Source organism: Pseudomonas persica, assembly GCF_900291015.1.
Lineage (GTDB): Bacteria > Pseudomonadota > Gammaproteobacteria > Pseudomonadales > Pseudomonadaceae > Aquipseudomonas.
The window spans coordinates 176,374-199,621 of the sequence record NZ_OLKL01000029.1 but is presented as its reverse complement, the minus strand read 5'-3'; the positions used below and the strand labels follow the sequence as shown (position 1 = coordinate 199,621).

Annotated in this window: 19 protein-coding genes and 5 pseudogenes; 13 read left to right on the top strand and 11 right to left on the bottom strand. The window is 61.2% G+C overall.

From position 1 onward, the window contains the following. The 5 genes and pseudogenes from FQ664_RS15075 to FQ664_RS15055 all read right to left on the bottom strand — a co-directional run. Positions 1-3,659: Ig-like domain-containing protein (locus FQ664_RS15075; protein ID WP_144172940.1), on the bottom strand; the 3,659-nt coding region annotated here is incomplete at its 3' end. A 325-nt stretch (positions 3,660-3,984) separates the two neighbouring features. After that, positions 3,985-4,296 (bottom strand): hypothetical protein, encoded by a 312-nt coding sequence (locus tag FQ664_RS15070; protein WP_144172950.1) that lies wholly within the window; start codon positions 4,294-4,296, stop codon positions 3,985-3,987. Between the two features lie 134 nt (positions 4,297-4,430). Continuing rightward, a pseudogene (locus FQ664_RS28060) lies at positions 4,431-4,610 on the bottom strand (hypothetical protein); the annotation flags it as partial. A 440-nt stretch (positions 4,611-5,050) separates the two neighbouring features. Continuing rightward, positions 5,051-6,862, bottom strand: coding sequence for a DAHL domain-containing protein (locus FQ664_RS15060; RefSeq protein WP_144172939.1), 1,812 nt, complete (start codon positions 6,860-6,862; stop codon positions 5,051-5,053). Further along, the gene (locus FQ664_RS15055) at positions 6,859-7,785 is read right to left on the bottom strand and encodes a cytochrome-c peroxidase (RefSeq protein WP_144172948.1); all 927 of its coding nucleotides are present in this window, start codon (positions 7,783-7,785) and stop codon (positions 6,859-6,861) included. Before FQ664_RS15055 ends, FQ664_RS15060 begins: the two co-directional genes overlap by 4 nt. Positions 7,786-7,956: 171 nt before the next feature. On the opposite strand from FQ664_RS15055, the gene nosR reads away from it, so the two are divergent. From nosR to FQ664_RS15035, 4 genes and pseudogenes are all read left to right on the top strand, one after another. After that, positions 7,957-9,324: a response regulator c-di-GMP phosphodiesterase, NosR family gene (gene nosR, locus FQ664_RS15050; protein WP_144172937.1), complete on the top strand. Its 1,368-nt coding sequence runs from the start codon at positions 7,957-7,959 to the stop codon at positions 9,322-9,324. A gap of 64 nt (positions 9,325-9,388) precedes the next feature. Further along, positions 9,389-9,585 (top strand): annotated as a pseudogene (locus FQ664_RS27870) (site-specific integrase); the annotation flags it as partial. A gap of 374 nt (positions 9,586-9,959) precedes the next feature. Then, on the top strand, positions 9,960-10,238 hold the full coding sequence (locus FQ664_RS15040) for a hypothetical protein (RefSeq protein WP_144172935.1): 279 nt from the start codon (positions 9,960-9,962) through the stop codon (positions 10,236-10,238). Between the two features lie 296 nt (positions 10,239-10,534). Continuing rightward, a pseudogene (locus FQ664_RS15035) lies at positions 10,535-10,626 on the top strand (IS5/IS1182 family transposase); the annotation flags it as partial. Positions 10,627-10,656: 30 nt separating this feature from the next. Here the strand turns inward: FQ664_RS15035 and FQ664_RS15030 are convergent. Then, the gene (locus FQ664_RS15030) at positions 10,657-11,307 is read right to left on the bottom strand and encodes a TetR/AcrR family transcriptional regulator (protein ID WP_144172933.1); all 651 of its coding nucleotides are present in this window, start codon (positions 11,305-11,307) and stop codon (positions 10,657-10,659) included. A 111-nt stretch (positions 11,308-11,418) separates the two neighbouring features. Between FQ664_RS15030 and FQ664_RS15025 the strand changes: the two genes are divergently transcribed. Then, positions 11,419-12,312, top strand: a complete 894-nt coding sequence (locus tag FQ664_RS15025) for an NAD(P)/FAD-dependent oxidoreductase (protein ID WP_144172931.1) — start codon at positions 11,419-11,421, stop codon at positions 12,310-12,312. Between the two features lie 21 nt (positions 12,313-12,333). Continuing rightward, a complete protein-coding gene (locus FQ664_RS15020; protein ID WP_132841631.1) occupies positions 12,334-12,807 on the top strand; it encodes a methyltransferase family protein in 474 nt (157 codons plus the stop codon). Between the two features lie 250 nt (positions 12,808-13,057). Here the strand turns inward: FQ664_RS15020 and FQ664_RS27260 are convergent, their stop codons facing one another. After that, positions 13,058-13,357, bottom strand: coding sequence for a hypothetical protein (locus tag FQ664_RS27260; RefSeq protein WP_178090996.1), 300 nt, complete (start codon positions 13,355-13,357; stop codon positions 13,058-13,060). Here FQ664_RS27260 and FQ664_RS15010 point away from each other — a divergent pair. Continuing rightward, positions 13,345-13,605 (top strand): annotated as a pseudogene (locus tag FQ664_RS15010) (hypothetical protein). The gene FQ664_RS27260 and the pseudogene FQ664_RS15010 overlap by 13 nt on opposite strands. A 93-nt stretch (positions 13,606-13,698) precedes the next feature. Continuing rightward, complete coding sequence (locus FQ664_RS27255; protein WP_178090995.1) at positions 13,699-13,872, top strand: hypothetical protein; 174 nt, start codon at positions 13,699-13,701, stop codon at positions 13,870-13,872. A 284-nt stretch (positions 13,873-14,156) separates the two neighbouring features. Here the strand turns inward: FQ664_RS27255 and FQ664_RS27250 are convergent, their stop codons facing one another. From FQ664_RS27250 to FQ664_RS27860, 3 genes are all read right to left on the bottom strand, one after another. After that, the gene (locus FQ664_RS27250; protein WP_178090994.1) at positions 14,157-14,327 is read right to left on the bottom strand and encodes a hypothetical protein; all 171 of its coding nucleotides are present in this window, start codon (positions 14,325-14,327) and stop codon (positions 14,157-14,159) included. A gap of 87 nt (positions 14,328-14,414) precedes the next feature. Further along, positions 14,415-14,897: a hypothetical protein gene (locus FQ664_RS27865; protein WP_256675971.1), complete on the bottom strand. Its 483-nt coding sequence runs from the start codon at positions 14,895-14,897 to the stop codon at positions 14,415-14,417. Positions 14,898-15,214: 317 nt separating this feature from the next. After that, positions 15,215-15,481, bottom strand: coding sequence for a hypothetical protein (locus FQ664_RS27860; protein ID WP_144172929.1), 267 nt, complete (start codon positions 15,479-15,481; stop codon positions 15,215-15,217). Positions 15,482-15,627: 146 nt separating this feature from the next. Here FQ664_RS27860 and FQ664_RS14995 point away from each other — a divergent pair. The 3 genes and pseudogenes from FQ664_RS14995 to FQ664_RS14985 form a co-directional block, all read left to right on the top strand. Beyond that, positions 15,628-16,144, top strand: a pseudogene (locus tag FQ664_RS14995) (tyrosine-type recombinase/integrase); the annotation flags it as partial. A 20-nt stretch (positions 16,145-16,164) separates the two neighbouring features. Next, positions 16,165-17,751, top strand: coding sequence for an ABC-F family ATPase (locus tag FQ664_RS14990; protein WP_144172927.1), 1,587 nt, complete (start codon positions 16,165-16,167; stop codon positions 17,749-17,751). A gap of 245 nt (positions 17,752-17,996) precedes the next feature. Beyond that, positions 17,997-19,190, top strand: a complete 1,194-nt coding sequence (locus FQ664_RS14985; protein ID WP_144172925.1) for an MFS transporter — start codon at positions 17,997-17,999, stop codon at positions 19,188-19,190. Here the strand turns inward: FQ664_RS14985 and FQ664_RS14980 are convergent. Then, positions 19,152-20,198, bottom strand: a complete 1,047-nt coding sequence (locus FQ664_RS14980) for an alpha/beta hydrolase family protein (RefSeq protein WP_144172923.1) — start codon at positions 20,196-20,198, stop codon at positions 19,152-19,154. The two genes, FQ664_RS14985 and FQ664_RS14980, sit on opposite strands and share 39 nt — an antisense overlap. A 200-nt stretch (positions 20,199-20,398) precedes the next feature. Between FQ664_RS14980 and yghU the strand changes: the two genes are divergently transcribed. Continuing rightward, positions 20,399-21,241, top strand: a complete 843-nt coding sequence (gene yghU / locus FQ664_RS14975; RefSeq protein ID WP_144172921.1) for a glutathione-dependent disulfide-bond oxidoreductase — start codon at positions 20,399-20,401, stop codon at positions 21,239-21,241. 265 nt (positions 21,242-21,506) lie between these two features. Beyond that, positions 21,507-23,210 (top strand): amidase, encoded by a 1,704-nt coding sequence (locus FQ664_RS14970; RefSeq protein ID WP_144172919.1) that lies wholly within the window; start codon positions 21,507-21,509, stop codon positions 23,208-23,210. Positions 23,211-23,248 lie beyond the last annotated feature (38 nt).

Sequence of the window (23,248 nt, the reverse complement as noted above, 5' to 3'; positions counted from 1 at the left end):
GCCGTGGCGTTGACCACGGTGCCATCGGGCAGCGGCGTGGTCGGGGTGTAGGTCCAGTTGCCACTGCTATCGGCCGTCGCCTGACCGATCGGATTACCACTGCCGTCGGTGAGGGTCACTGTGCTGTTCGGCTCGGCGGTGCCGCTGAGGCTGCTGCCGTCGCTCAGGTTGATGATCGGCGCGGCTGGGGAGATGGCATCAACGGTGGTGCTGCCCTGCCCGCTGGTGTTGCCAGCTGGATCGGTCGCCGTAGCGTTGACCACCGTGCCGTTGGCCAGCGGTGTGGCTGGAGTGAAGCTCCAGTTGCCGCTGCCGTCGGCGGTGGTCTGGCCGATCGGGTTGCCGCTGCCATCGGTCAGGGTGACAGTCGCGCCGACTTCGGCAGTACCGCTGATTTCCGTGCCATTGCTTGGCTCGACCACTGGTGCGGCCGGGGCCACCGCGTCCACCGTGGTGGAAGCCTGCGGACCGGTGTTGCCGGTCGGATCGGTCGCCGTGGCGTTCACCACGGTACCGTTGGCCAGCGGTGTGCCAGGGGTGAAGCTCCAGTTGCCGCTGCCGTCGGCGGTCGTCTGGCCGATCGGATTGCCGCTGCCATCGGTCAGGGTCACGGTGCTGCCTGGTTCGGCGATACCACTGATCGTGGTGCCGTTGCCGGGGTTGATCACTGGTGCGGCCGGAGCCTGCGAATCCACTGTGGTGCTCGACGGAATACTGGTGTTGCCGGCTGAGTCTTGGGCCACCACATTGACCACTGTACCGTCTGCGAGCGGCGTGGTCGGGGTGTAGGTCCAGTTGCCACTGCTATCGGCCGTTGCCTGACCGATCGGATTACCACTGCCGTCGGTGAGGGCCACGGTGCTGTTCGGCTCGGCGGTACCGTTGAGCACGGCGCCGTTGCTCGGATTGATCACCGGCGCAGCCGGCGCGCTGGAGTCAACGGTGACCGTCGCGGCTGGGCCGGTATTGCCGGCCAGGTCGCTCGCCGTGGCGTTGACCACCGTGCCATCGGCCAGCGGTGTGGCTGGAGTGAAGCTCCAGTTGCCGCTGCCGTCGGCAGTGGTCTGGCCGATCGGGTTGCCGCCACCGTCGGTCAGGATGACAGTCGCGCCGGCTTCGGCAGTACCGCTGATTTCCGTGCCATTGCTTGGCTCGACCACCGGCGCGGCAGGTGCAACCGAATCCACCGTGGTGCTGCCCTGCGGGCCGGTGTTGCCGGCTGGGTCCTGGGCCACGGCGTTGACCACCGTGCCGTTGACCAGCGGAGTGACAGGCGTGAAGGCCCAGTTGCCACTGCCGTCGGCGGTGGTCTGGCCAATCGGGTTGCCGCCTGCGTCGGTAAGGGTCACGGTGGCGCCCGCTTCAGCGGTACCGCTGATGGTCACGCCGTTGCTCGGGTTGATTACCGGTGCAGTCGGCGCGCTGGAGTCGACGGTGACCGTCGCGGCTGGGCCGGTATTGCCGGCCAGGTCGCTCGCCGTGGCGTTGACCACCGTGCTATCGGCCAGCGGCGTGGCTGGAGTGAAGCTCCAGTTGCCGCTGCCGTCGGTGGTGACTTCGCCAATCGGATTACCACTGCCGTCGGTGAGGGTCACCGTGCTGTTCGGCTCGGCGGTGCCGCTTAGGCTGCTGCCGTCGCTCAGGTTGATGGTGGGCGCGCCCGGGGCCACGCCGTCCACGGTGGTGCTGCCCTGTCCGCTGGTGTTGCCAGCTGGGTCGGTCGCCACGGCGTTGACCACTGTGCCGTCGGCCAGTGGTGTCGCGGGGGTGTAACTCCAGTCGCCGCTGCCGTCAGCGGTAGTCTGGCCGATCGGATTGCCGCTGCCATCGGTCAGGGTGACGGTGCTGCCCGGTTCGGCAGTGCCACTGATCGTGGTGCCGTTGCTGGGGTTGACCGCCGGTGCGGCCGGGGCCTGCGAATCCACTGTGGTGCTCGACGGTGCGCTGCTGTTGCCGGCTGCGTCCTGGGCCACCACGTTGATCACTGTGCCATCAGCGATCGGTGTGGTCGGGGTGTAGGTCCAGTTGCCACTGCCATCGGCCGTCACCTGGCCGATCGGATTACCGCTGCCATCGGTAAGGGTCACCGTGCTGTTCGGCTCGGCGGTGCCGCTGAGCTCGGTACCGTTGCTCGGATTGATCGCGGGTACCGACGGCGCTACGCCATCGATGATGGTGCTGGCGGGCTGGCTGCTGTTGCCGGCGGCATCCTCGACCACCGCGTTGACCACCGTGCCATCGGGCAGTTGGCTATCCGTGGGGTACGACCAGTTGCCATTGCTGTCGGCTGTAGTGTGGCCGATGGGGTTGCCGTTGCCGTCAGTAAGGACGACGGTGCTGCCTGGCTCGGCGGTGCCGCTGAGGCTGCTGCCATCGCTCAGGTTGATGGTGGGCGCGCCCGGGGCCACGCCGTCCACGGTAGTGCTGCTCTGCCCGCTGGTATTGCCGGCCGGGTCGGTCGCAGTGGCGTTGACCACGGTACCGTCGGGCAGCGGTGTCGCGGGGGTGTAGCTCCAGTCGCCGTTGCCATCAGCGGTAGCCTGGCCGATCGGATTGCCGCTGCCATCGGTGAGGGTAACGCTGCTGCCCGGCTCGGCGGTACCGCTGAACTCGGTACCGTTGCTCGGGTTGATCACGGGTGCCGGTGGTGCTATGCCATCGATGATGGTGCTGGCGGGCGGGCTGCTGTTACCGGCAGCATCCTCGACCACCGCGTTGATCACTGTGCCGTCGGGCAGTTGGCTGTCCGGGGTATACGACCAGTTGCCGTTACCGTCGGCGGTAGTCTGGCCGATGGGGTTGCCGTTGCCGTCGGTGAGCACCACGGTGCTGCCCGGCTCGGCAGTACCGCTTAAGCTGGAACCGTTGCTCGGGTTGATCTGCGGCGCATCGGGGAAGTCAGGGGCCTGCACGGTCGCGGGCGGGCTACTGTTACCGGCCGGATCGGTCACCACCACGGAAACCGTTTCGCCGTTGGTCAGTGGCGGGTTCAGCGGAATCTGGAAGTTACCGTCGGGGCCGACCACCACGCTGATGTCCGTTTGCCCGTCGCCGTTGCTGTCGATGCCCACCGTGGCGCCCGGCTCGGCCGTGCCGCTGATGCTGCTGCCATCCGTGGCAATCTGCAGGCCACTGGCCGGTGCCGGGGCTGTGCTGTCAGGCTGCACACTGCCATCACTACTGCCACTGCTGCCACCACCACCACCGTTGCTGTTGGCGATCGCAACGCCGCCACCGATGATCGCAACGCCAGCCAGCAGTGCACCTCCGGGGCTCAGCCCGGCAATGGTACCGTCGCTGGCAGTGAGCGACTCGAACCCGGCCAGGCTTTCCTGGGGCACATAGCCCGCCACCAGCGGCCCATCGGCAGCGACCGGCGGCAGGTCGACGGCCAGCAGTTTGTCCCGGTCTACCAGGTACAACTGGCTTGCAGGCTGCCCCTCGACATAGAAGTTGGCAATGCGCAAACTTTCGCCGGACTTCAGTTGTACGATCAGATCGGCACCGCTTTTTGTATAGCCCGTCACACTTTCGGGAGCAATATCCAGAACAACGTTACTGCTCTGGGTGAGAGTCAGTATTCCGTTGTTGGGGATAGCGATGGGGGCGGCAGAAGTAACACTTTGAGCGAGGGGAGATACCTTGGCCTGAATCGACATACCTGACAGTCCTTTTGTCAAATAGCACGACCGAGCAGTCGCACTCGTATCTTCAGAAATAGCACGCACCTCATAAAACGCCAGTCGGGTTTTATAAAAAAATTGTGAACCCCCCTCAACTCTGGCGACGACACCAACTCGGCAGCCCAAGCGTCCTGCTATTCCATCTTCAACAATCGCGGATAGCTTCCTGAGCGAAAATGAAAGCGGGTCTTGTTTGTGGGTCTGCGAGTGAAAAGTACCACCCGCCATCTTGATGGATGCAAACGGATGGCACCCCTCTGCCAAATCACTCAATTGAACGTAGATATGGAGTTCGTAGTTACTAGTTAAATTTTAGTTTGGCCACTTTGCTCAGTGCCCAACCACCGAACACGTAGAACGCATCCAGGTAGAAACGGCCTTCATAGTTGGGTAGCGGTTCACGATTCAACAACAGTTCGGGCATGTCGGGCGCAGGAGGAATCAGCGCGTAAACGCCGTTGGGCAACACGGCCAGTGCAATGAGCAGCAGGTAGGTCACAGCCCGCAGCATGGCGGCGCGGTTGACGGATTGCTCGGCCCATTTCAGGCCGAACCAGGCGATCAGGCCGGCAACCGGCAACACCCAGAAATGCGTCGGCATTCCAATGAACATTTCAGCGACAACGCTTCTTGCTTCCAATACGGTGCTCTCCATTCAAATGGATGGATTATTGCGGCTGCGGTCGGCAAATGCAAAAAAACCGCTTTCGAGAGCGGCATGCTGTTCACATCAAGTCTGATGTGGCGTTAATTGGGGTCGTCTGGCGGCCCCAATTGTTTGAGTAAGGGCCAGTTGATCAAACACACCAAAGCAGCATCCAGCAACCTGCCATGGTCGTACCAGGCATCGCGTTGATACGCCGTGAACGGGTGCCGGGTTCCCGTGCCCCATACCTCGACCAAACCACCCGCCTTGTTTGGGGCGGTACAAATGGACATCAGTATTGCGCCCGCTACTGATCTTGAACTTCCCACGCAACACGCTCCTGCGGCCCCATCGAGTAACTTGGGAAAGTGCTGCCAAGCCGCAGGCCTTTTTGGGTTGTTCGTTTGCTCGTGTTACTGCTCAATATCAGCCGGGCAATATGCTTGTTTGCTATATGGGTTGCGGCCAGGATGCTTAGACAACGGCCGGCCTGTCAACCTGCAGATGCCCCCATTTCCGGGGTGGCGGGCCCCACAAACGGGGGTTAGATAATGGCCTTCAGAAAAACCAAGGTTGCCACCAGATCCAGGATCAGCACGGCAACCACAACGAAGACCATGTAGTAGCGGTCGTCCTGGTTCATTTTTGCGCACTCCGCATGATCAATGTACCAGGGGTCACAGCAATTTGCATTCCACACCCTGGTGCTCTCGGGGCGGGTTCAGGCCGACCGGGCCTGACGGATGGGCAGTTCAACCCTGAACGTCGTGCCGACACCCACCTCGCTGTCTACGCGGATCTCGCCACCATGACGCTTGATGATTCCGTAGGAAAGTGACAATCCCAGTCCGGTGCCCTGGCCAATGGGCTTCGTCGTGTAGAACGGATCGAAGATTTTTTGCAGGCTTTGGGCAGGAATGCCACACCCATTGTCTGCGACTTCGATCCACACCCATTCGTCACTGGCGCCGGTTCGCAAGGTAATGCTCCCCCGCTCGGTGCCCATCGCCTGGGTGGCATTGACCAGCAGATTCATGATCACCTGATTGATCTGCGAAGGCAGGCACTCGACCTGCGGCAATGGGCTGTAATCTTTGACAAGATCGGCCTTGTGCCTGAGCTCGCTGGCAACAATGTTCAGCGTTGACTCAATGCCTTGATGCAGGTCTGCCAGTTGCCAGTCATGGCTGCTGTCTACGCGCGAAAAGTCCTTGAGGTCCTTGACGATCCGCACAACGCGGCTGATACCGTCCTTGGATTCGCGGATCAGCGCCGGAATATCCTCCAGCAAATAATCCAGCTCGATTTCCGTGCGCAATTTCGCCAGCTCCGCGCTGAGCGCGTGCGGAACCAGGGTTGTTTCCGCGTCAGCATATGCCTTGAGCATGTCTTGCAAACGGCCGAAATAATCATCCAGTGCGCCGAGGTTGGACGAGACAAAACCAATCGGGTTGTTGACTTCATGGGCGACGCCGGCTGCCAGCTGACCGAGCGAGGCAAGTTTTTCCGACTGCACCAGCTGGTTCTCGAGCAGTCGGCGTTCATCCACCTCGCGTTGCAGTGCTGCGCTGGCTTGGGTAAGTGCCTGGGTGCGCCGTTCAACCCGCTGTTCCAATTCGTCGTTGGCACTCAGCAGCGCTCGGTTTACACGGTTTAGTTCAGCGTAGCTGCGCATCAACCACATCCCCATGTACAGCAACAGCAACACCAGCAGGGTGGAAAACACCAGCAGGTAGAAATGGTATCGCTGAGCTGTCAGTGCTGCTGCTTGCTCGTCGCGGTCCAGCATCAGGGCAATCGCGTCCAGGCGCTCGGCGATCGGAACCGCTTCGATCGCTTCAAGCAGCTGATCGACCTTGGGCTGCTCACGAAGAATCAACGCTATGTGTTTGCTGATGGTATCGATGGGCACCTGAAAGTCGACAGGCAAACGTTCCTTGTTGACCGAAAGATTGTTCAGTCCAACCAGGATGTCGGCAGCTTTATCATCGGTTGTGGTCTGGGCAAACTCGAGGCTGCTTAGCATCAAGTCGTAGGTATCGCTGGTGATTCTGCGCAGGCGCAGTGTATCGGCATCGACCAATTGACGAAGGTGCACCTGTATGACATCGGCCGCAGCCGGCAGAAAAGCCAGGGAGTTGCGCAGGATCGCATTGTGAGACTTGAAGCGCGAAACCAGCAGGACCTTGTCGTCAAAGGCGCGCTGGTAATCGCTGAAGGCCGTTTGCCAGGCGAGCAGGTCTATTTTTTGATGACGCCCTTTCAGCATGCTGAATTCCCGCCATAGATGCTTCATTTCCATCAACGGCAGCACCAGCGGGTCGTAGTTGTAATTGGTGGTGGTGCGCGACTTGAGCACTGCGCTCTCCCACTGTGCATCGTACTGCTTGATCTGGCGAATCAGATCGCGCGCCTGGGCATAGGTCCCACTTTCATCGGACCTGGACATCCAGTACAGATAGACCAGCACTGACGCCAGCAACATTGCACACACAGCCAACAGCAGCAGACTGCGCCGAGCATTCAGCCTCATAGCGGTTTCCCTTCCCATCGACCAGTGAGGGTCTTGAGAAACTTGATGATCAGCGCTTTATCTTCGTCGCTCGGCGTACGTCCCAACTGATAATGAAACATGGCATCGACAGCTGCTTCCAAGGTAGGCGCCGATCCGTCATGAAAATAAGGAGCCGTGACCGCTACGTTTCGCAGGCTTGGCACTTTGAACAGATACAGGTCCTCCGGGTCGCCGGTCACGTTGTAGTGTCCTCGGTCCGATACGGTAACATTGCCACGGTTGGCGAAATAATCATCGAAAACGCCGAACTTCTGCAGCATGTTGCCGCCGATATTCACACCCTGATGGCAGGCTATACAGCCGTATTCCTGGAAGCGCTGATAGCCATGCTTCTCTTCCAGGCTGAGGCTGCTGGTATCTCCGTTCAGATAGCGATCGAAGCGTGAATCGGGTGTCAGCAGGGTGCGCTGGTACGTGACCAGGGCATCTTTGGCATCGAGGGCGGTCACTGGCTTGCCATAGGCTTGGGCAAACCCCGCCTGGTAGGCCGGATCGTCAGCAATTCGTTGAACCACGGCAACCCAGCCATCTTCTTTGTCGTCCGCATTACCGGTTGCCAGGTGCACCAGGCCATCAAACGATTGCGCGCGCCCATCCCAGAACTGCAGGAAGTTCAGGCTGGCGTTGAACACGCTGGGTGTGTGAACGGCCAAGGGTTTGCCATCTACACCAGGCGAGCGCGCCTGCCCATCCGCGCCACCACGGTCCAGGCGATGGCAATCAGCACAGGCTTGGCTGTCATCGAGGGACAAACGCGGGTCATTGAACAGTTTGCGCCCCAGTTCCACCCGGGCAGGGTCAAGTTCAGGCAACGCCGGCAATGGCGTCAGCGGCCCACCGATGCTCTGGGCCAACGCCAATGCCGGCAAAACCACAAGCATCGCGGCAACGATGCGAACCTGCAGACAGATCGGCACAACGCAACCCTCCCTGGCGAGAAGCATCTGTCTCCGAGCATAGTGAGACCAACCGACAAAAGCTAACGGCCGGGGCAAATATCATCTAGGCTGTGGCCAGGGACTAGTCTGGCTGAGACCGGCAAGGAGGGACCCATGGAGCTACCCGTTAGCGATGGCACAGCAGACAAAGCCGTGATACTTCTGGTTGACGACGAACCTTCGATTCTCAACAGCCTTCGTCGTCTACTACGCAACCAACCCTACGAACTCCTCCTCGCCGAAAGCGGCGCCGATGCCCTGCAGTTACTCCAGCAGCGCCCGATCAACCTGGTGATGAGTGATGCACGCATGCCAAACATGGACGGGGCAACGTTGTTGGCGCACGTACATGAGCGTTTTCCCGACACGTTACGCATTCTGCTTACGGGTTACGCTGACACGGACACCATCGCAAGAGCCATCAATGATGGGCATATCTATCGTTACATCAGCAAACCCTGGAATGATGAAGAGCTGGTGGTCACCTTGCGCCAGGCGTTGGCCCACCAACATTCCGAAAGCGAACGAAAGCGCCTGGAACAGCTCACTCAGGTTCAGATCAAGCAGCTCAAGGCGCTTAACGAAAGCCTGGAACAGCGTGTAGCGGCACGCACCGCCGAGTTGCAACAAACTGCCGACATGCTTGACCTTGCCTATGAGGAACTCAAGCGCAGTTACGTGACCAGCACCGAGTTCTTTTCGCAGTTGGGCAACATGCGCCTGCCCAAGGCCAAGCAGACCAACCGGCAAGTCATAGAATTGATACGGGTGTATTGCGCCAGCCATGGGCTGGACGAAGGTACCTGTCGCAACCTGACCATGGCTGCAGCCCTCTACAACATCGGCAAGATGAGCTGGACCGACAGCATGCTCACCTGCCCTGCCGACCTCATACCTCCACAAGAGCGTGAACTGTACCGGTCATACCCGAAACAGAGCGAAGCGCTGGTCATGACCCTGGAGCCAATAAAAGAGGCTGCACAACTCATACTTCACCACCAGGAACGCTGGGATGGCAGCGGTTTTCCGGGCCACCTGAAGGGCGCGGCAATTCCACTGGGCGCCCGCTGGTTGAAAATGGCCGTGGATTTCATCGAATTGCAGCGCGGACTGGTCCTGGATCGCCAGCTCAATAGCGATGAGGCACTGCTCTACATACGAAAATATGCCGGAAAGCTGTATGACCCAGACCTGGTGGAAGACTTCGTCAACGTCTGTGCCGAGTATATGCGCGACATTACCTTGACCGACCCGGCGATCAGAGTATTGAGCACGCACGAGCTGGCAGAGGGCATGATACTGGCGCGCAACCTCAATGCCGACAACGGCATGCTGCTATTGAACGCCGGCAAGGTACTGAGCGGTCTGCTGGTGAAAAAGCTGATTGCCTTCGAAGAAATGGAAGGTGGCAAATACAGCGTGTTCGTCAGGATTCCCGAGCAGGCAGGCAGCCTGCAGCCAGCGCCCGCAGCGGCAGGTTGACCCAATTGCGGAGCAGGCGCTGAATCCGTTTGACCAGCATCGCGGCAAGCGGGGTGGCTGGCCGCCCCCGTATGACTGCCGTCTCACATATGGCTCAATGTCTGGTCTCAACCCCGCATTTATCGCCCAACAGCTCGGGCATAGCGTGCAGATGCTCTATCGACTTATGCGCGCTGGATTAACTCGTCCAACGACTGGCAGGAGCCGGAAAAGCTCCAGATTGGTCCGAAATCGGTCCGTAGCTGCGAAGAAGCCACGTAAGTTATTGATAGGTAGCCACCTTGATCTCCACCGCTAACATCACCATGCGATTATTTTTGCGATTTTGAGCGGTGTAGAGTGCAATGTTTTCGGGGGTTTCAGCCCCTCAAGAACGCATCGAAACGCATGGGTTGGTCCAAGACTTCGGTTGCAAATCCAGCCGTGCGCCAGACGCAACTCAGCGGTTTTCAAGACCGTGGTATAAGCGCCCCCTCCAAGCGGCTCCAGCGCCGAAATCGATTCCAGAACAAAGACGAAACGGCACCGCTACAGGCGGCATACTACAAAGGTCGCCGTTTCAGTTTTGGAATCGATTTTCCATATAGAATCTCGCTGCCGCCCTTGAATCTACAGAGCCGAAAGAGGCACCCAAAATGAGCAAATACCTGCCCGCCAATGACGCTGCTCTGGTCGCCGAAGCAGCCTTCGCACCTTTCCGTTGTGTGGCCAAATGTCACGACTACGACAACCGCCTTAATTTCAGGGTGTTCGATCACAGCGATGAACCCATCCTGACGGTCGAGGACCTGGTGAAGAACCAATTCTGCGACATGAGCCGGCTCATCGATGTGCTTTCAGCTGCCCGACAGAATTTGATCGAGCGCGGATATACTCTCCAGCCTTGGGATCCGAAACGCCCAGCCTTCCAGTAATGCAGCAGTAGTGTGAGAAGCGAGCCTCAGGCCACGCCCCCAGCGGCCTGCAAATCGCATCTGTCTAAAACGGTTCTACCAGTTTCAACGACTTTCACCCAGTAAAACCGAGATGCACTCGGGCAGCTTTAGACAGCCTCACCCATGCCTTCTGCCGACTATGCCCCGTCCTTGGCGGTCACGTACACCCACCTCCCAGAGTCCGCTATCGACCCAAAGCGGTCTCTCGCTAAGGACAGCAAACGGTCAATAGCAGCCAGCAGCTTGAAGGAGTCTCCGAGTCTATGGTCGATTCAGGCTGCGATGCTGAGCACTTGCGTCAGTACTGCGCAGTTATCGGACGCAGCCTGTGATTCCGCTGCGAACCCTGAAGCGCAAACCCAAGCCTAGGCCAAGCTGCCCTGGCGCAATTAAATGCTTATCCACTTGCGCGGTCGCTGCGACCGTGCGCGGCTATGAACATGGCGACGGCCGACCGGCAGTAGGATTCGATTTCGTTTTCGTCCTCTGCTCTCGCCTGATCGAAGCGGGCGATCATCAGTAGATCGGACCCTTTGAAGAGCGCGGCAAACAAGCGGGCGGCTTGGAGGGAATCGGGCACGTTGAGAAGCGCCTTCGCGTGAAGTTGGCGCAACAGGGTCTCGATGTCGGCGATGACATGAGCGGCGCCGGCTTCGTAGTGGCGCTTGCTCAAGGCGTTTTGACTCGTTTTATCGGCCATGACCATGGCTTCGATACTGCTGACGTCTGGTCTCAACAGCGTGCGCAGCAGTGATGTTCCCACCGCCATAAGTTGGTCTTCGACCGAACCTTCGGCACCTTCAAGCAGGGCCTGTGGTGCAAACGACTCCTGGCAACCGGCCGTGATGGCTGCGCTGAACAGCGCCTCCTTGTTCTCGAAGCGCCTATAAATGCTGAGCTTGGATATCTTCGCCCGCTGGGCGACCTTGTCCAACGTCGTCGCTTGAAAACCCAATTCCACAAAAAGTTCGCTCGCGGCGTTGAGTATCGTTTGGGCAAGCGCCTCGTTGGTGGGCCGGCCGCGCCGGCCCTGTATGGTCTCAGTCATGATATTGGTACTTTGCAGTATCTTAATTTAAGGTATACGATACCACTCGGTATCTTAAATTTGCAATCCAAAGCCTAGGTTTCAACCTGCCCTCCAGCGGAGCCCATCACCATGAATGACGTCATCATCATCGGCGGAAGTTTTGCCGGTCTCGCCGCCGCTTTACAGCTCGGCCGTGCCCGTCGCAAGGTCATCGTTCTCGATACCGGCTGCCCGCGTAACCGTTTTGCCGGCCGTTCACATGGTCTGCTTGGTCACGATCACACACCGCCGCTGGAAATCCTGGCCGCGGCGCGGCAGCAGTTGGCGCGCTATCCAACGGTCAGGCTGGTCAATTCCCGGGCGGAGAAAATTTCTGGCGTAATCGACGATTTCTACGTTGTCACTGACGATCACGAAAGCCTCAAGGCCCGCCGCGTAATCCTAAGCTATGGCGTCACAGATCAGATGCCTGATGTTCCAGGCTTTGCCGAGAGCTGGGGCACGTCCATCGTCCCCTGCCCCTATTGCGACGGCTTTGAAGTCGCCGGGCAACATTGGGGCCTCGTGTGGTCCGGCCCGCAATCTCACAACCAGGTCAGGTTGTTCCTCGATTGGACCGACAGGTTGACTGTCTTTGCCGATGGTCACGACATTGCGCCTGATATCCAGGCCGATCTGGCTCACCGCAACATATCTGTCATCGACGGGCGGATCGTCGAGATCGCCCATCACCAAGGGCATATCGCTACTGTCAATCTCGACACTGGCTCCACTGTTGCGGTCGACATCCTGTTTGCTCATCCGCGCAACAAGCCATCCGCAAACCTGCATGAATCGCTGGGCCTCGCCACGATGGATACGCCAACCGGCGTCGTCCTCAAGGTCGACGAACGCCGCCAAACCAGCACACCCGGCATCTACGCCGCCGGCGATCTCACCACGCCCATATTGCCCTCGGTCACCCAGGCATCATCGCAGGGCGCGATGGCGGGTATTTTTGCCCAGCAGTCGATGCTGGCTTGAGCGCTTAGAGAGGAAATGAACATGGCCGTCGAACCGGACAGCGCGGGGGTGCGCTTACCTCCGCCCTTCATCTATCTAGGAGCGTTGCTGTTGGGGCTGGCGGCGGATCGGTTCGTCGCCCTGAGCTACTTCGGCATCGACCGGTGGTTGCTGGTCGCGACGGGCGCGCTGCTGTTCGCTGCCGGCGCGGTGATGATGCTTGCGGCGGCGGGGCTGTTCCGGCGTCTGGGCACCAACATTCCGCCGTCGCGACCAACGACCCTCATCGCAACTACCGGCCCTTATCGGTGGACCCGCAACCCCATGTATCTCGGCATGGCGCTTGTCTATGCCGGCATTGCGGTCGGCTTCGACGGAGCAATCGCCTTGGCTTTGCTTCCATTGGTGCTGATTGTGATCCAGAAACAGGTAATCGCCCGCGAGGAGCGCTATCTCGAATCCAAGTTCGGCGACGACTACCGCCGCTACAAGGCCGAGGTTCGCCGCTGGCTCTGACTATTCCGCAACTGTTGCCTGCAGGATTTTCTGATAACCAACACCGACTTTCTTTCCACGGCTACTGAATGGGCCCTGATTTCGTAGATAATCAAGGGCCTCTTTTGGCCGGTAGCTGCCCTTCTTGAAGGACAGCTTTGGGTCGAAAGCAGCCATTCACGACCGGCAACTAATGCACCCTAGCCGCGGGGTGCATCGGGCAGCTCAAGCTGCCTCTTCATCCTCAATCAGCGCCCACAGCCTAGCCGCCTCAGCAAACTCCAGCATGTCGGCCAACCAAGCCGCTGGCAGGCTCAACATTTGACCGTCCACAGTTGGCATTGAGGACGAAGCGCTCGAAGCTAGCATCGACGTCCTGGCCGATTTCATCGCGGACGGCGGCCCGATCCCACCCCTTGAAGTTCGCCCACTCGCAGAAGGCGGCGAGTGGATCGTTGACGGTCACCGCCGCGCGCCTGAGCGCCGCACAGCCCACGTTCGAATCGTTCGCAAGGCCGAAGCCTTGGGATTCCACGCCTGACCACACGAGGATCACCCATGCAGACAGCAATGCACCCTGCTTTCGAGCAGAAGCTTGCCGTGCTCGCTGCCCTGTTCGAGCGCAGTGAGGGCCGAGGCGCACGCAAGCTCGGCAAGCCAGCTCCGCGCTACCAAGCTTCCGGCAAGGGTGACACCTAGGATGTAGTGGAGATCGAAATTGGCGCGGTTCAAGGCTTCGCCTTCAGCTACCGGGCCGCGCTGCGGTTCGTGGACGAGATGGAGGCTGGCGCGGCGAGCAAGCCTGGTATTCGGCAATGAGCAAGCGCAAACCGCACAACATGCGGGCGCGCCTGGAGCGGGCATGTCGGGCCTTGATCTCGGCCAACACCGCGCCAAACGGCTACCTGGGAAATGATCCTCGAATGCTGCAAGCCAATTGCCGAGATGCTTGAGGCCGATGCTGAAACCCTGGCGCAGCACTACAGCCGCCATATGGAGGGCTTCGAGCGCTGCATGGAGTTGGCGAAATGGGCCGGCTGGGATATGCAGCGGGACGACATCGCCCCCCTCGACGAGCTGGACTAACTGGTTGACGAAGCAGAGCGTAAAGCGGTTCGGGCCTGGTTCGAAGAGCACAAGCCTCAGCCACCATTCGCCATCGGCGACACCATCAAGGAAGGCGTGATCACCGGCATAAGTACATACTCCCCTGCCTGCTTCGAAATGAGGATTAAGGGAGAGCCGGAGACCACGCGCAGGATCATCAAGTTCGAAGACGCGAAATCTGCCTGACCTTCGACGCTCCCCGACAGCGCCAACGGGCATATGAAAACGCCGCCCTTGTCGGCGGCGTTAAGAGCTGCAGTGGATCAGGGCTTGAACCCTTGGTCCTTGCTCCGGTCTGGCGGCGTGATTTTCCAAAATTTCTCGCTGACTTCTTGCTGCTCCTTCGCCTTCTTTTCGGCCTCGGATTCGAAACAGCCGCTCAGCGACAGCGCAGTAGCAGCAACGAGCATGGCGCCAATTATGGTGCGTTTCATAAGGATCCTTCCTGTGAAATGGTCGGGCGCTATAGCAAAGATCGAATCCTTCCGCAAAGCTGACACCACGCGCTGCCCGCCACCGCCTTAACACTTCCCGCCGAGGACGGGTGGCAAGGCTGTGAAGAACCAGTAGATCCCAGTTCCTAACACCAAGGTCCACCGGCTTTCAGGGTTGAGAAACATCCCGACCACGCCAAGCGCGATCAGCGCAACGCCAGCCCACCGCCTGCGCTTCGGGTTAAACCACAGCTGGAACGCTCGAAGCCTTTCGCGCAAATGCATCACCACTCTCCTTGGCTGGTAAGCGGCGAAGGATACCACCCTCTCAAACGATGAACGCCTCCCCGGCGAGGGCGCCGCCTGCAATGAAGATTGCACATGAACCCCTAGCAGATCACTGGGCCAGCGCAGATCGGCTTCAGTGGCGGACGCAGTTTCGGGTACATGCTGTACCACATCCTCGAAGCACACGGCGGCAAGCTGCCCGAAGGGGTTCATGTCACCTTCCAGAACACCTGCAAAGAGCGAAATGAAACGCTCGACTTCATCCGCGAGTGCCAGCGCCACTGGAACGTGCCCATCACCTAGTTGAATTCGACGAGGTGTATGGCCAACGCCTGAGCTGGAAAGTCGTCAGCCACGAGACGACAAGTCGGAACGGAGAGTCGTTCGACTTGATGCTTCAGTACTACACCACTACCGGCGAGAGCGGACCGAAGGCTGCGAGATATGCGATGGCGAGGGTGAGTACACGCAGCGCCACACGATCCCGTAGGATCAGACCAAATTCATTTATAGCGAGGCCGTGAAGGGCCTCGCTCTTCCCACCCGGTAAGCGAAATGCTGAAGGGAGCACACTTGTACTCCAGTTGGCACTAGCCTTTCTATGCTCTAGTTCGAGCAGGCGACCTGGTCGAATTTCGGCTGTGTATCAGTGGCGATCCGGCTTCACCTGGGCGCGAATCGAATGCTTCCTCATGAAGGGCCATGCCGCCTGCGGCATACACCCCAATGAACATCTGCGTATTACCTGCCCGCGACAGTCGCACCTGGACATCTATGTGCGTTCCATCACTGAGGGTCTCGTCATGAGTACGATGGTGAAGCGAAGGGTCAGCCCATTTCCAGAAAACCTCACCACGAATCCTCATGTCGACGTCCTACGACTCTAGTTGTATGCCACTGGTGAATTCTCACCATAGTCAAAGCGAGGCGAGACGCAATCTCGCTACTGCAGCTTGAGAACTGAATCGGACGACCGGCCGATTTTCCTGTACTGAACCCAACCCCTTTATGGGCTTTGGCGGTGCGGTGGGATGTAATCGATATGGAAACGAGGACGGTGCACATCAAGAGGCCCATCGCCCTGGGCGAGGTTGAGGAAAGAACAGACACCGGAAGGGATCGTTTCGTGTTGCTGAATGATCGGGACTTGCGAGCGATCCAGTTCGCCAGGGAGTATTCAGACCGCCGTAGGGATGGAAAGGGGGCGATGACCGAAACACTGTTCCTTTCCCCCTTCGAAAAGCGCCGAGTAAGTGAAACAGGCCTCCGATCTGCACAAACATTGGGTGCCGGCGCTGAATGAGCTGGGCATTCGGCGTCGCCCCCCATACAACTGCCGTCACACCTATGCGACAATGTGCTTAATGTCCGGCCTCAACCCCGCATTTTTCGCCCAACAGCTGGGTCACAGCGTTCAGATGCTGCTGTCGACGTATGCCCGTTGGCTCAACTCAAGCTCCGACTGGAGCGAGCTGGAAAAACTCAAGATTGGTATCAAATCGGTATCAGCTGAAAGCCCAGCGTCGTAAGTTACTGATAGGTAAGCCCTTTGATCTCCACCGCTAACATCACCATGCAGTTCGGCTCCAAGCCGCTGTTCGAAAACGTTTCCGTCAAATTCAACAACGGCAACCGCTACGGCCTGATCGGCGCCAACGGTTGCGGCAAGTCGACCTTCATGAAGATCCTCGGCGGTGACCTGGAGCCGTCCGGTGGCCAGGTCATGCTCGAGCCGAACACTCGTCTGGGCAAACTGCGCCAGGACCAGTTTGCCTACGAGGAATTCACCGTGATCGACACGGTGATCATGGGCCACGGCCAGCTGTGGAAGGTCAAGGCCGAACGTGACCGTATCTACTCGCTGCCGGAAATGACCGAGGAAGACGGCATGGCCGTCGCCGAACTGGAAACCGAGTTCGCCGAGATGGACGGCTACACCGCCGAATCCCGCGCCGGTGAACTGCTGCTGGGCCTGGGTATTCCGCTGGAACAGCACTTCGGCCCGATGAGCGAAGTGGCGCCGGGCTGGAAGCTGCGTGTGCTGCTGGCCCAGGCGCTGTTCTCGGACCCGGACGTGCTGCTGCTCGACGAGCCGACCAACCACCTGGACATCAACACCATCCGCTGGCTGGAAAGCATCCTCACCGCGCGTAACAGCACCATGGTGATCATTTCCCACGACCGGCACTTCCTCAACAGTGTCTGCACCCACATGGCCGACCTGGACTACGGCGAGCTGCGCGTGTTCCCGGGCAACTACGACGAGTACATGACCGCGGCCACCCAGGCCCGCGAACAGCTGCTGTCGGACAACGCCAAGAAGAAAGCCCAGATCGCCGAACTGCAGACCTTCGTCAGCCGCTTCTCGGCCAACGCCTCCAAGGCCAAGCAGGCCACCTCGCGGGCCAAGCAGATCGACAAGATCCAGCTGGCCGAGGTCAAGCCGTCGAGCCGGGTAAGCCCGTTCATCCGCTTCGAACAGACCAAGAAACTGCACCGCCAGGCCGTTACCGTCGAGAAAATGGCCAAGGCCTTCGACGACAAGGTACTGTTCAAGGACCTGGGCTTCACCATCGAGGCCGGCGAGCGCGTGGCGATCATCGGCCCCAACGGTATCGGCAAGACCACCCTGCTGCGCACCCTGGTCGGTGAAATGACCCCGGACAAGGGTGAAGTGAAGTGGACCGACAGCGCCGAAGTGGGCTACTACGCCCAGGACCACGCCCACGACTTCGAAGACGACATGACCCTGTTCGACTGGATGGGCCAGTGGACCTCGGGCGAGCAGGTGATCCGCGGCACCCTCGGGCGCATGTTGTTCTCCAACGACGAGATCCTCAAGTCGGTGAAGGTGATTTCCGGTGGTGAGCAAGGCCGCATGCTGTTCGGCAAGCTGATCCTGCAGAAGCCGAACGTGCTGGTGATGGACGAGCCGACCAACCACCTGGACATGGAATCGATCGAGGCGCTGAACCTGGCGCTGGAAAACTACCCGGGGACCCTGCTGTTCGTCAGCCACGACCGCGAGTTCGTGTCGTCGCTGGCCACGCGCATCATCGAGCTGTCGGCTGATGGAGTGGTGGACTTCAGCGGTACCTACGACGATTACCTGCGTAGCCAGGGTGTGCTGGTCTGATTGGGAAGGGCCCGACCATTTGCACTGGCCGGGCCTGCCTATTCGCGGGTAAACCCGCTCCCACAGGGACTGCGCAGCATTTGAGCCTATGCAAATCCTGTGGGAGCGGGTTCACCCGCGAAGAATCCACCGCCGATCCCACAGGGCTGGCATTCTCCGACGAATCATTCGTTAGCCTGCTTTCATTTCCTTCGCGCAACGGCCATGATGGAACCACGCCCAACCGCCCGCCCGCGAACGAGCTCATGACCGCGCAACAGCCCGCCCCCGCCAGCAACACGCTGCACGTCACCCTGCAGATCCTGTCGATCGTTTTCTACACCTTCATTGCCTTCCTCTGCATTGGCCTGCCAATTGCCGTGCTACCCGGTCATGTGCACGACCAGTTGGGGTTTGGCGCGGTGGTCGCCGGGCTGACTATTGGCCTGCAATACCTGGCCACCCTGCTCAGCCGCCCGTTTGCCGGGCGCGTGGCGGATAACCTGGGGGGCAAGCAGGCCATTCGCTTCGGCTTGCTGGGGATTGCCAGCTGTGGGGTGTTGACGCTGCTATCAGCCTGGACCCTGACGCTACCGCTGCTGAGCCTGGCGCTGTTGCTCGGCGGACGCTTGCTGCTGGGCATCGCCCAAGGGCTGATCGGCGTGGCCACGCTGAGCTGGGGCATCAGCCAGGTCGGGCCCGAGCACACCGCCAGGGTGATTTCCTGGAACGGTATCGCCTCCTATGGCGCCATCGCCATTGGTGCCCCCTTGGGCGTACTGGCCGTGGACGGGCTGGACTTCAGCGTACTGGGGCCGATATTGCTGGGGCTGGCGGTATTGGCCCTGCTGGTACTGCGCAAGCGGCCAGACGTGGTGGTGGTGCGCGGCGAGCGCCTGCCCTTCTGGTCGGCCTTCGGCCGTGTCGCACCGTGCGGCGTGGGCCTGACCCTGGCCTCTATCGGCTATGGCACCCTGACGACCTTCGTCACCCTGTATTACCTGGAGCGGGGCTGGGTGGGCGCAGCCTGGTGCCTGAGTGCCTTTGGCGTGTGCTTCATCATTTCGCGGCTGTTGTTCGTCAATGCGGTCAACCGTTTTGGCGGCTACAACGTCGCGGTCGCGTGCATGGCCACCGAAGTGCTCGGCCTGAGCCTGCTGTGGCTGGCACCGTCGCCGCTGTGGGCGCTGATCGGCGCCGGGCTTACCGGTTTCGGGCTGTCGCTGGTGTACCCGGCACTGGGGGTGGAGGCAATCAAGCAGGTGCCCGGCAGCAGCCGCGGCGCAGGGCTGGGCGCCTATGCGGTGTTCTTCGACATCGCCCTGGCCATCGCCGGGCCGGTGATGGGTGCGGTGGCCGCGCACCTGGGCTATGCCTCGATCTTCTGTGTGGCGGCCCTGCTCGCCCTGACCGGTGTCGGCCTAACGCTGTTGCTGGCGCGGCGCGCTGGCCGCGGCTGAACGCTCGGCCGGCTGCGGCGCGCCCAGCGCCTGGCTGAAAAACACCGCGGTTTCGCGCTGCAGTGAATGATGGATATGGCGACGGTCCACGCCTTCGGCATCCTTGCACAGCGCCGGCATCCGCACGTACTGCTCGGCAGCGCAATGGGCCATGAATACGAAGTGCCCGGCGCCGGCCAACAGGCGGTAGCCCGGGGTAAGCGGCAGCTTGCGGGCCAGGGCTTCGGCGTTACGGTCCACTGCCACCAACTGGTCGCTGTCGCCACTGTAGATCAGCGCCGGCACCTGCACCCCCGCCAAGGCATGGCGGCCGAACAGCAGGCTCAGCGGTGCCATCAGCATCACCGCCCCCACCCGCTGGTCGGCTTTGGGCACCAGTTCGCTGCGATCGGCAATCAGTACGCCGTGGGTCCGGCAGGCATCGGCGTCGTTCGGGCGCTCCAGGCAATACCGGCGCAGGCGGTCCAGGTCGGGGCGCGCACCGGAGAGAATCAAAGCGGTTTCACCACCGGCCGAGTAGCCGATCACCCCCACCTTGCCGTCGTTCAGGTAGGGCCCCAGCAAGGCATCATCGCGGGCAGCCGTGATGGCGGCACTGACTTGCAGCGGCCGGCCATACAGGTTGCTCAGGGTACCCAGGCGGCTGTGGTCACGGGCGTTGTCCCCCGGGTGTACCACCGCCACCACGATAAAGCCCTGGCGCGCCAGCGACGTCGCCAGGTAGTGCAAGGCCAGCGGGCTGCCGGTATTGCCGTGGGACAGCACCAGCAAGGGGAACCGGCCCAACGCTACCGGCGCTTCTTCAGCCACGTCGATGGGGTAGCCGTCTATGCGGCTGACGCGAGTTTTGCCAATGGTTGGGTAGAACGCCAGCGCCTGCATGGGCCGGGCGTCAACCGGGTCGCCCAGGGTCATGTAGTGCAGGCCAGCAACCCAGGGCGCGGCTTCAGCGTGGGCCAGCAGGCCACCGAGCAGGGCCAGCGCCAACACGCAGCGTGGGAGAGTCATCGGCCGGCGGTTCCTTGCAGGGCGAAGAGATAGCCCAGCATAGAACCGGCCTGGCCTGCGCCGGATGAAACCTGGATGAAACCGAAGTCATGCACTTCTCACTCTCACCCTATGCATTTGCGCTTTTCGTCGAACCCGTGGCATAGATGCAGATCCACGTCTTTACGTGACCGTTTCGCGCCATTGAAGGAGATTCATGCATGAGCAAGCCCGCCTACGTGCCACCCAAGGTCTGGCGCAACGACGCAGCATCTGGCGGCCAGTTCGCCAGCATCAACCGCCCGGTTGCCGGCCCGACTCACGACAAGGACCTGCCGCTGGGCAAGCACCCGCTGCAGTTGTACTCCCTGGCCACGCCCAATGGCGTCAAGGTCACCATCGCCCTCGAAGAGCTGCTCGCGCTGGGCCACCTTGGGGCCGAATATGATGCCTGGCTGATCCGCATTGGCGAGGGTGAGCAGTTCTCCAGCGGCTTCGTCCAGGTCAACCCCAACTCGAAGATCCCCGCCCTGCTCGACCGCAGCGTCGAGCCGCCGGTGCGAGTGTTCGAGTCGGGCTCGATCCTGCTGTACCTGGCGGAAAAGTTCGGTGCCTTGCTGCCGAAAGCGCCAGCTGCACGCACCGAGAGCCTGAACTGGTTGTTCTGGCAAATGGGCGCGGCGCCATACCTGGGCGGCGGCTTTGGCCACTTCTATGTGTATGCGCCGGAAAAGTTCGAGTACGCGATCAACCGCTTCTCCATGGAAGCCAAGCGCCAACTGGATGTGCTCGACCGGCGCCTGGCCGAAAGCCGCTACCTGGGTGGCGAGGCATACAGCATCGCCGACATCGCCGTGTGGCCGTGGTATGGCCAGCTGGTACGCGGCAACCTGTACGGTGCGGCAGAATTCCTGGCAGTGGACGAGTACCCGCATGTGCAACGCTGGGCCGAGGAGATTGCCTTGCGCCCGGCGGTGCAGCGCGGCACCCGGGTCAACCGCACCTGGGGGGATGAAGACAGCCAGGTGCCGGAGCGCCATACGGCGGCAGACCTGAACGGTTAAAGCGCCCCCTTGTGGGAGCGGCCTTGCGTCGCGAAAGGGCCGCAGAGCGGCCCCGGCGGTTTCACAGTGATACGAAGACCCTGGGGGCGCTTCGCACCCCTTTCGCGACGCAAGGCCGCTCCCACAAGCGTCCGTGCAGTGCTTGAAGGCCCCGACAATGCGGGCCTGCAAAAAACCATTTGCCCCCGCGCAAACCTGCGCCCGCCAAGCCCTTCTTGTACACTCCTCGCAATAGCCCCCACTTGCACGTTTTTTTGGTGAACGCATGATCGAGGTAACTGAGGTTTCCATTGCCGAGCTGCGCGACGCGCTCGAATCGGGCCGCACGACGGCGGTCGAGCTGGTCCAGGCCTACCTGGCGCGCATCGACGCCTACGATGGCGCCGACACCGCCACTGCCCTGAACGCCGTAGTGGTACGCAACCCCGAGGCGCTGAAAGAGGCGGAAGCCTCCGACGCCCGTCGCGCCAAAGGTCTGGTCCTGAGCCCGCTGGACGGCATCCCCTACACCGCCAAGGACAGCTACCTGGTCAAAGGCCTGACCGCTGCCTCCGGCAGCCCGGCTTTCAAGGACCTGGTGGCCCAGCGCGACGCTTTCACCATCGAACGCCTGCGCGCCGCCGGCGCCGTGTGCCTGGGCAAGACCAACATGCCGCCCATGGCCAACGGTGGCATGCAACGCGGCGTATATGGCCGCGCCGAAAGCCCGTACAACGCCGACTACCTGACCGCCCCGTTCGCCTCGGGCTCGTCCAACGGTGCCGGCACCGCCACCGCCGCCAGCTTCAGTGCCTTCGGCCTGGCCGAAGAAACCTGGTCCAGCGGCCGCGGCCCGGCCTCCAACAACGGCCTGTGCGCCTATACCCCGTCGCGCGGGGTGATTTCGGTGCGTGGTAACTGGCCGCTGACACCGACCATGGACGTGGTGGTGCCCTATGCCCGTACCATGGCCGACCTGCTGGAAGTCCTCGACGTAGTCGTAGCTGACGACGCCGACAAGCGCGGCGACCTGTGGCGTCTGCAACCCTGGGTGCCAATCCCTGCGGCTTCGACTGTGCGCCCGGCTTCGTACCTGGACCTGGCCGTGGATGCCAGCGCACTCAAGGGCAGGCGCTTTGGCGTGCCGCGCATGTACATCAATGCCGATGCCGAGGCCGGTACTTCCGAGAAGCCCGGCATCGGCGGCCCGACCGGCCAGCGCATCAACACCCGCGCCACGGTGATCGACCTGTGGCAGCAGGCCCGCCAGGCGCTGGAAGCGGCTGGTGCCGAGGTGCTGGAAGTGGACTTCCCGCTGGTGTCCAACTGCGAGGGCGACCGCCCGGGCGCACCGACCGTGTACAACCGCGGCATCGTCAGCAAGGCGTTCCTGCATGACGAGCTGTGGGAGCTGTCGGGTTGGGGCTTCGACGACTTCCTGCGCGCCAACGGTGATCCCAAGCTCAACCGCCTGGCCGACGTCGACGGGTCGCAGATCTTCCCCCACGATCCGGGCACCCTGCCCAATCGAGAGGACGACCTGGCTGCCGGCATGGACGAGTACGTCAACATGGCCAAGCGTGGCCTGAAGACCTGGGACCAGATCGAGACCCTGCCCGACGGACTGCGCGGCCTGGAGCAGACCCGCAAGATGGACCTGGAAGACTGGATGGACAATCTGGGCCTGGACGCGGTGCTGTTCCCCACCGTGGCCGATGTGGGCCCGGCGGATGCCGATGTCAACCCGGCATCGGCCGACATCGCCTGGAGCAACGGGATCTGGGTGGCCAACGGCAACCTGGCGATCCGTCACCTGGGCGTGCCGACCGTGACAGTGCCGATGGGCGTGATGGCCGATATCGGCATGCCGGTGGGGCTGACCTTTGCTGGCCGGGCTTACAGCGACAATGCGCTGCTGAGCTTCGGTGCAGCCTTCGAGGCGACCGGGTCGCGGCGGATGATCCCACCGCGTACCCCGCCTCTGGGCTGAAAAGGGGCCGCTTTGCGGCCCATTCGCGGGTAAACCCG

Bases quoted from the DNA above. Each gene is read 5' to 3' on its own strand.
- FQ664_RS15070 (WP_144172950.1), bottom strand. From the start codon at position 4,296: ATGTTCATTGGAATGCCGACGCATTTCTGGGTGTTGCCGGTTGCCGGC.
- FQ664_RS15060 (WP_144172939.1), bottom strand. From the start codon at position 6,862: ATGAGGCTGAATGCTCGGCGCAGTCTGCTGCTGTTGGCTGTGTGTGCA.
- FQ664_RS15055 (WP_144172948.1), bottom strand. From the start codon at position 7,785: ATGCTTGTGGTTTTGCCGGCATTGGCGTTGGCCCAGAGCATCGGTGGG.
- nosR (WP_144172937.1), top strand. From the start codon at position 7,957: ATGGAGCTACCCGTTAGCGATGGCACAGCAGACAAAGCCGTGATACTT.
- FQ664_RS15040 (WP_144172935.1), top strand. From the start codon at position 9,960: ATGAGCAAATACCTGCCCGCCAATGACGCTGCTCTGGTCGCCGAAGCA.
- FQ664_RS15030 (WP_144172933.1), bottom strand. From the start codon at position 11,307: ATGACTGAGACCATACAGGGCCGGCGCGGCCGGCCCACCAACGAGGCG.
- FQ664_RS15025 (WP_144172931.1), top strand. From the start codon at position 11,419: ATGAATGACGTCATCATCATCGGCGGAAGTTTTGCCGGTCTCGCCGCC.
- FQ664_RS15020 (WP_132841631.1), top strand. From the start codon at position 12,334: ATGGCCGTCGAACCGGACAGCGCGGGGGTGCGCTTACCTCCGCCCTTC.
- FQ664_RS27255 (WP_178090995.1), top strand. From the start codon at position 13,699: ATGATCCTCGAATGCTGCAAGCCAATTGCCGAGATGCTTGAGGCCGAT.
- FQ664_RS27250 (WP_178090994.1), bottom strand. From the start codon at position 14,327: ATGAAACGCACCATAATTGGCGCCATGCTCGTTGCTGCTACTGCGCTG.
- FQ664_RS27860 (WP_144172929.1), bottom strand. From the start codon at position 15,481: ATGAGGATTCGTGGTGAGGTTTTCTGGAAATGGGCTGACCCTTCGCTT.
- FQ664_RS14985 (WP_144172925.1), top strand. From the start codon at position 17,997: ATGACCGCGCAACAGCCCGCCCCCGCCAGCAACACGCTGCACGTCACC.
- FQ664_RS14980 (WP_144172923.1), bottom strand. From the start codon at position 20,198: ATGACTCTCCCACGCTGCGTGTTGGCGCTGGCCCTGCTCGGTGGCCTG.
- yghU (WP_144172921.1), top strand. From the start codon at position 20,399: ATGAGCAAGCCCGCCTACGTGCCACCCAAGGTCTGGCGCAACGACGCA.
- FQ664_RS14970 (WP_144172919.1), top strand. From the start codon at position 21,507: ATGATCGAGGTAACTGAGGTTTCCATTGCCGAGCTGCGCGACGCGCTC.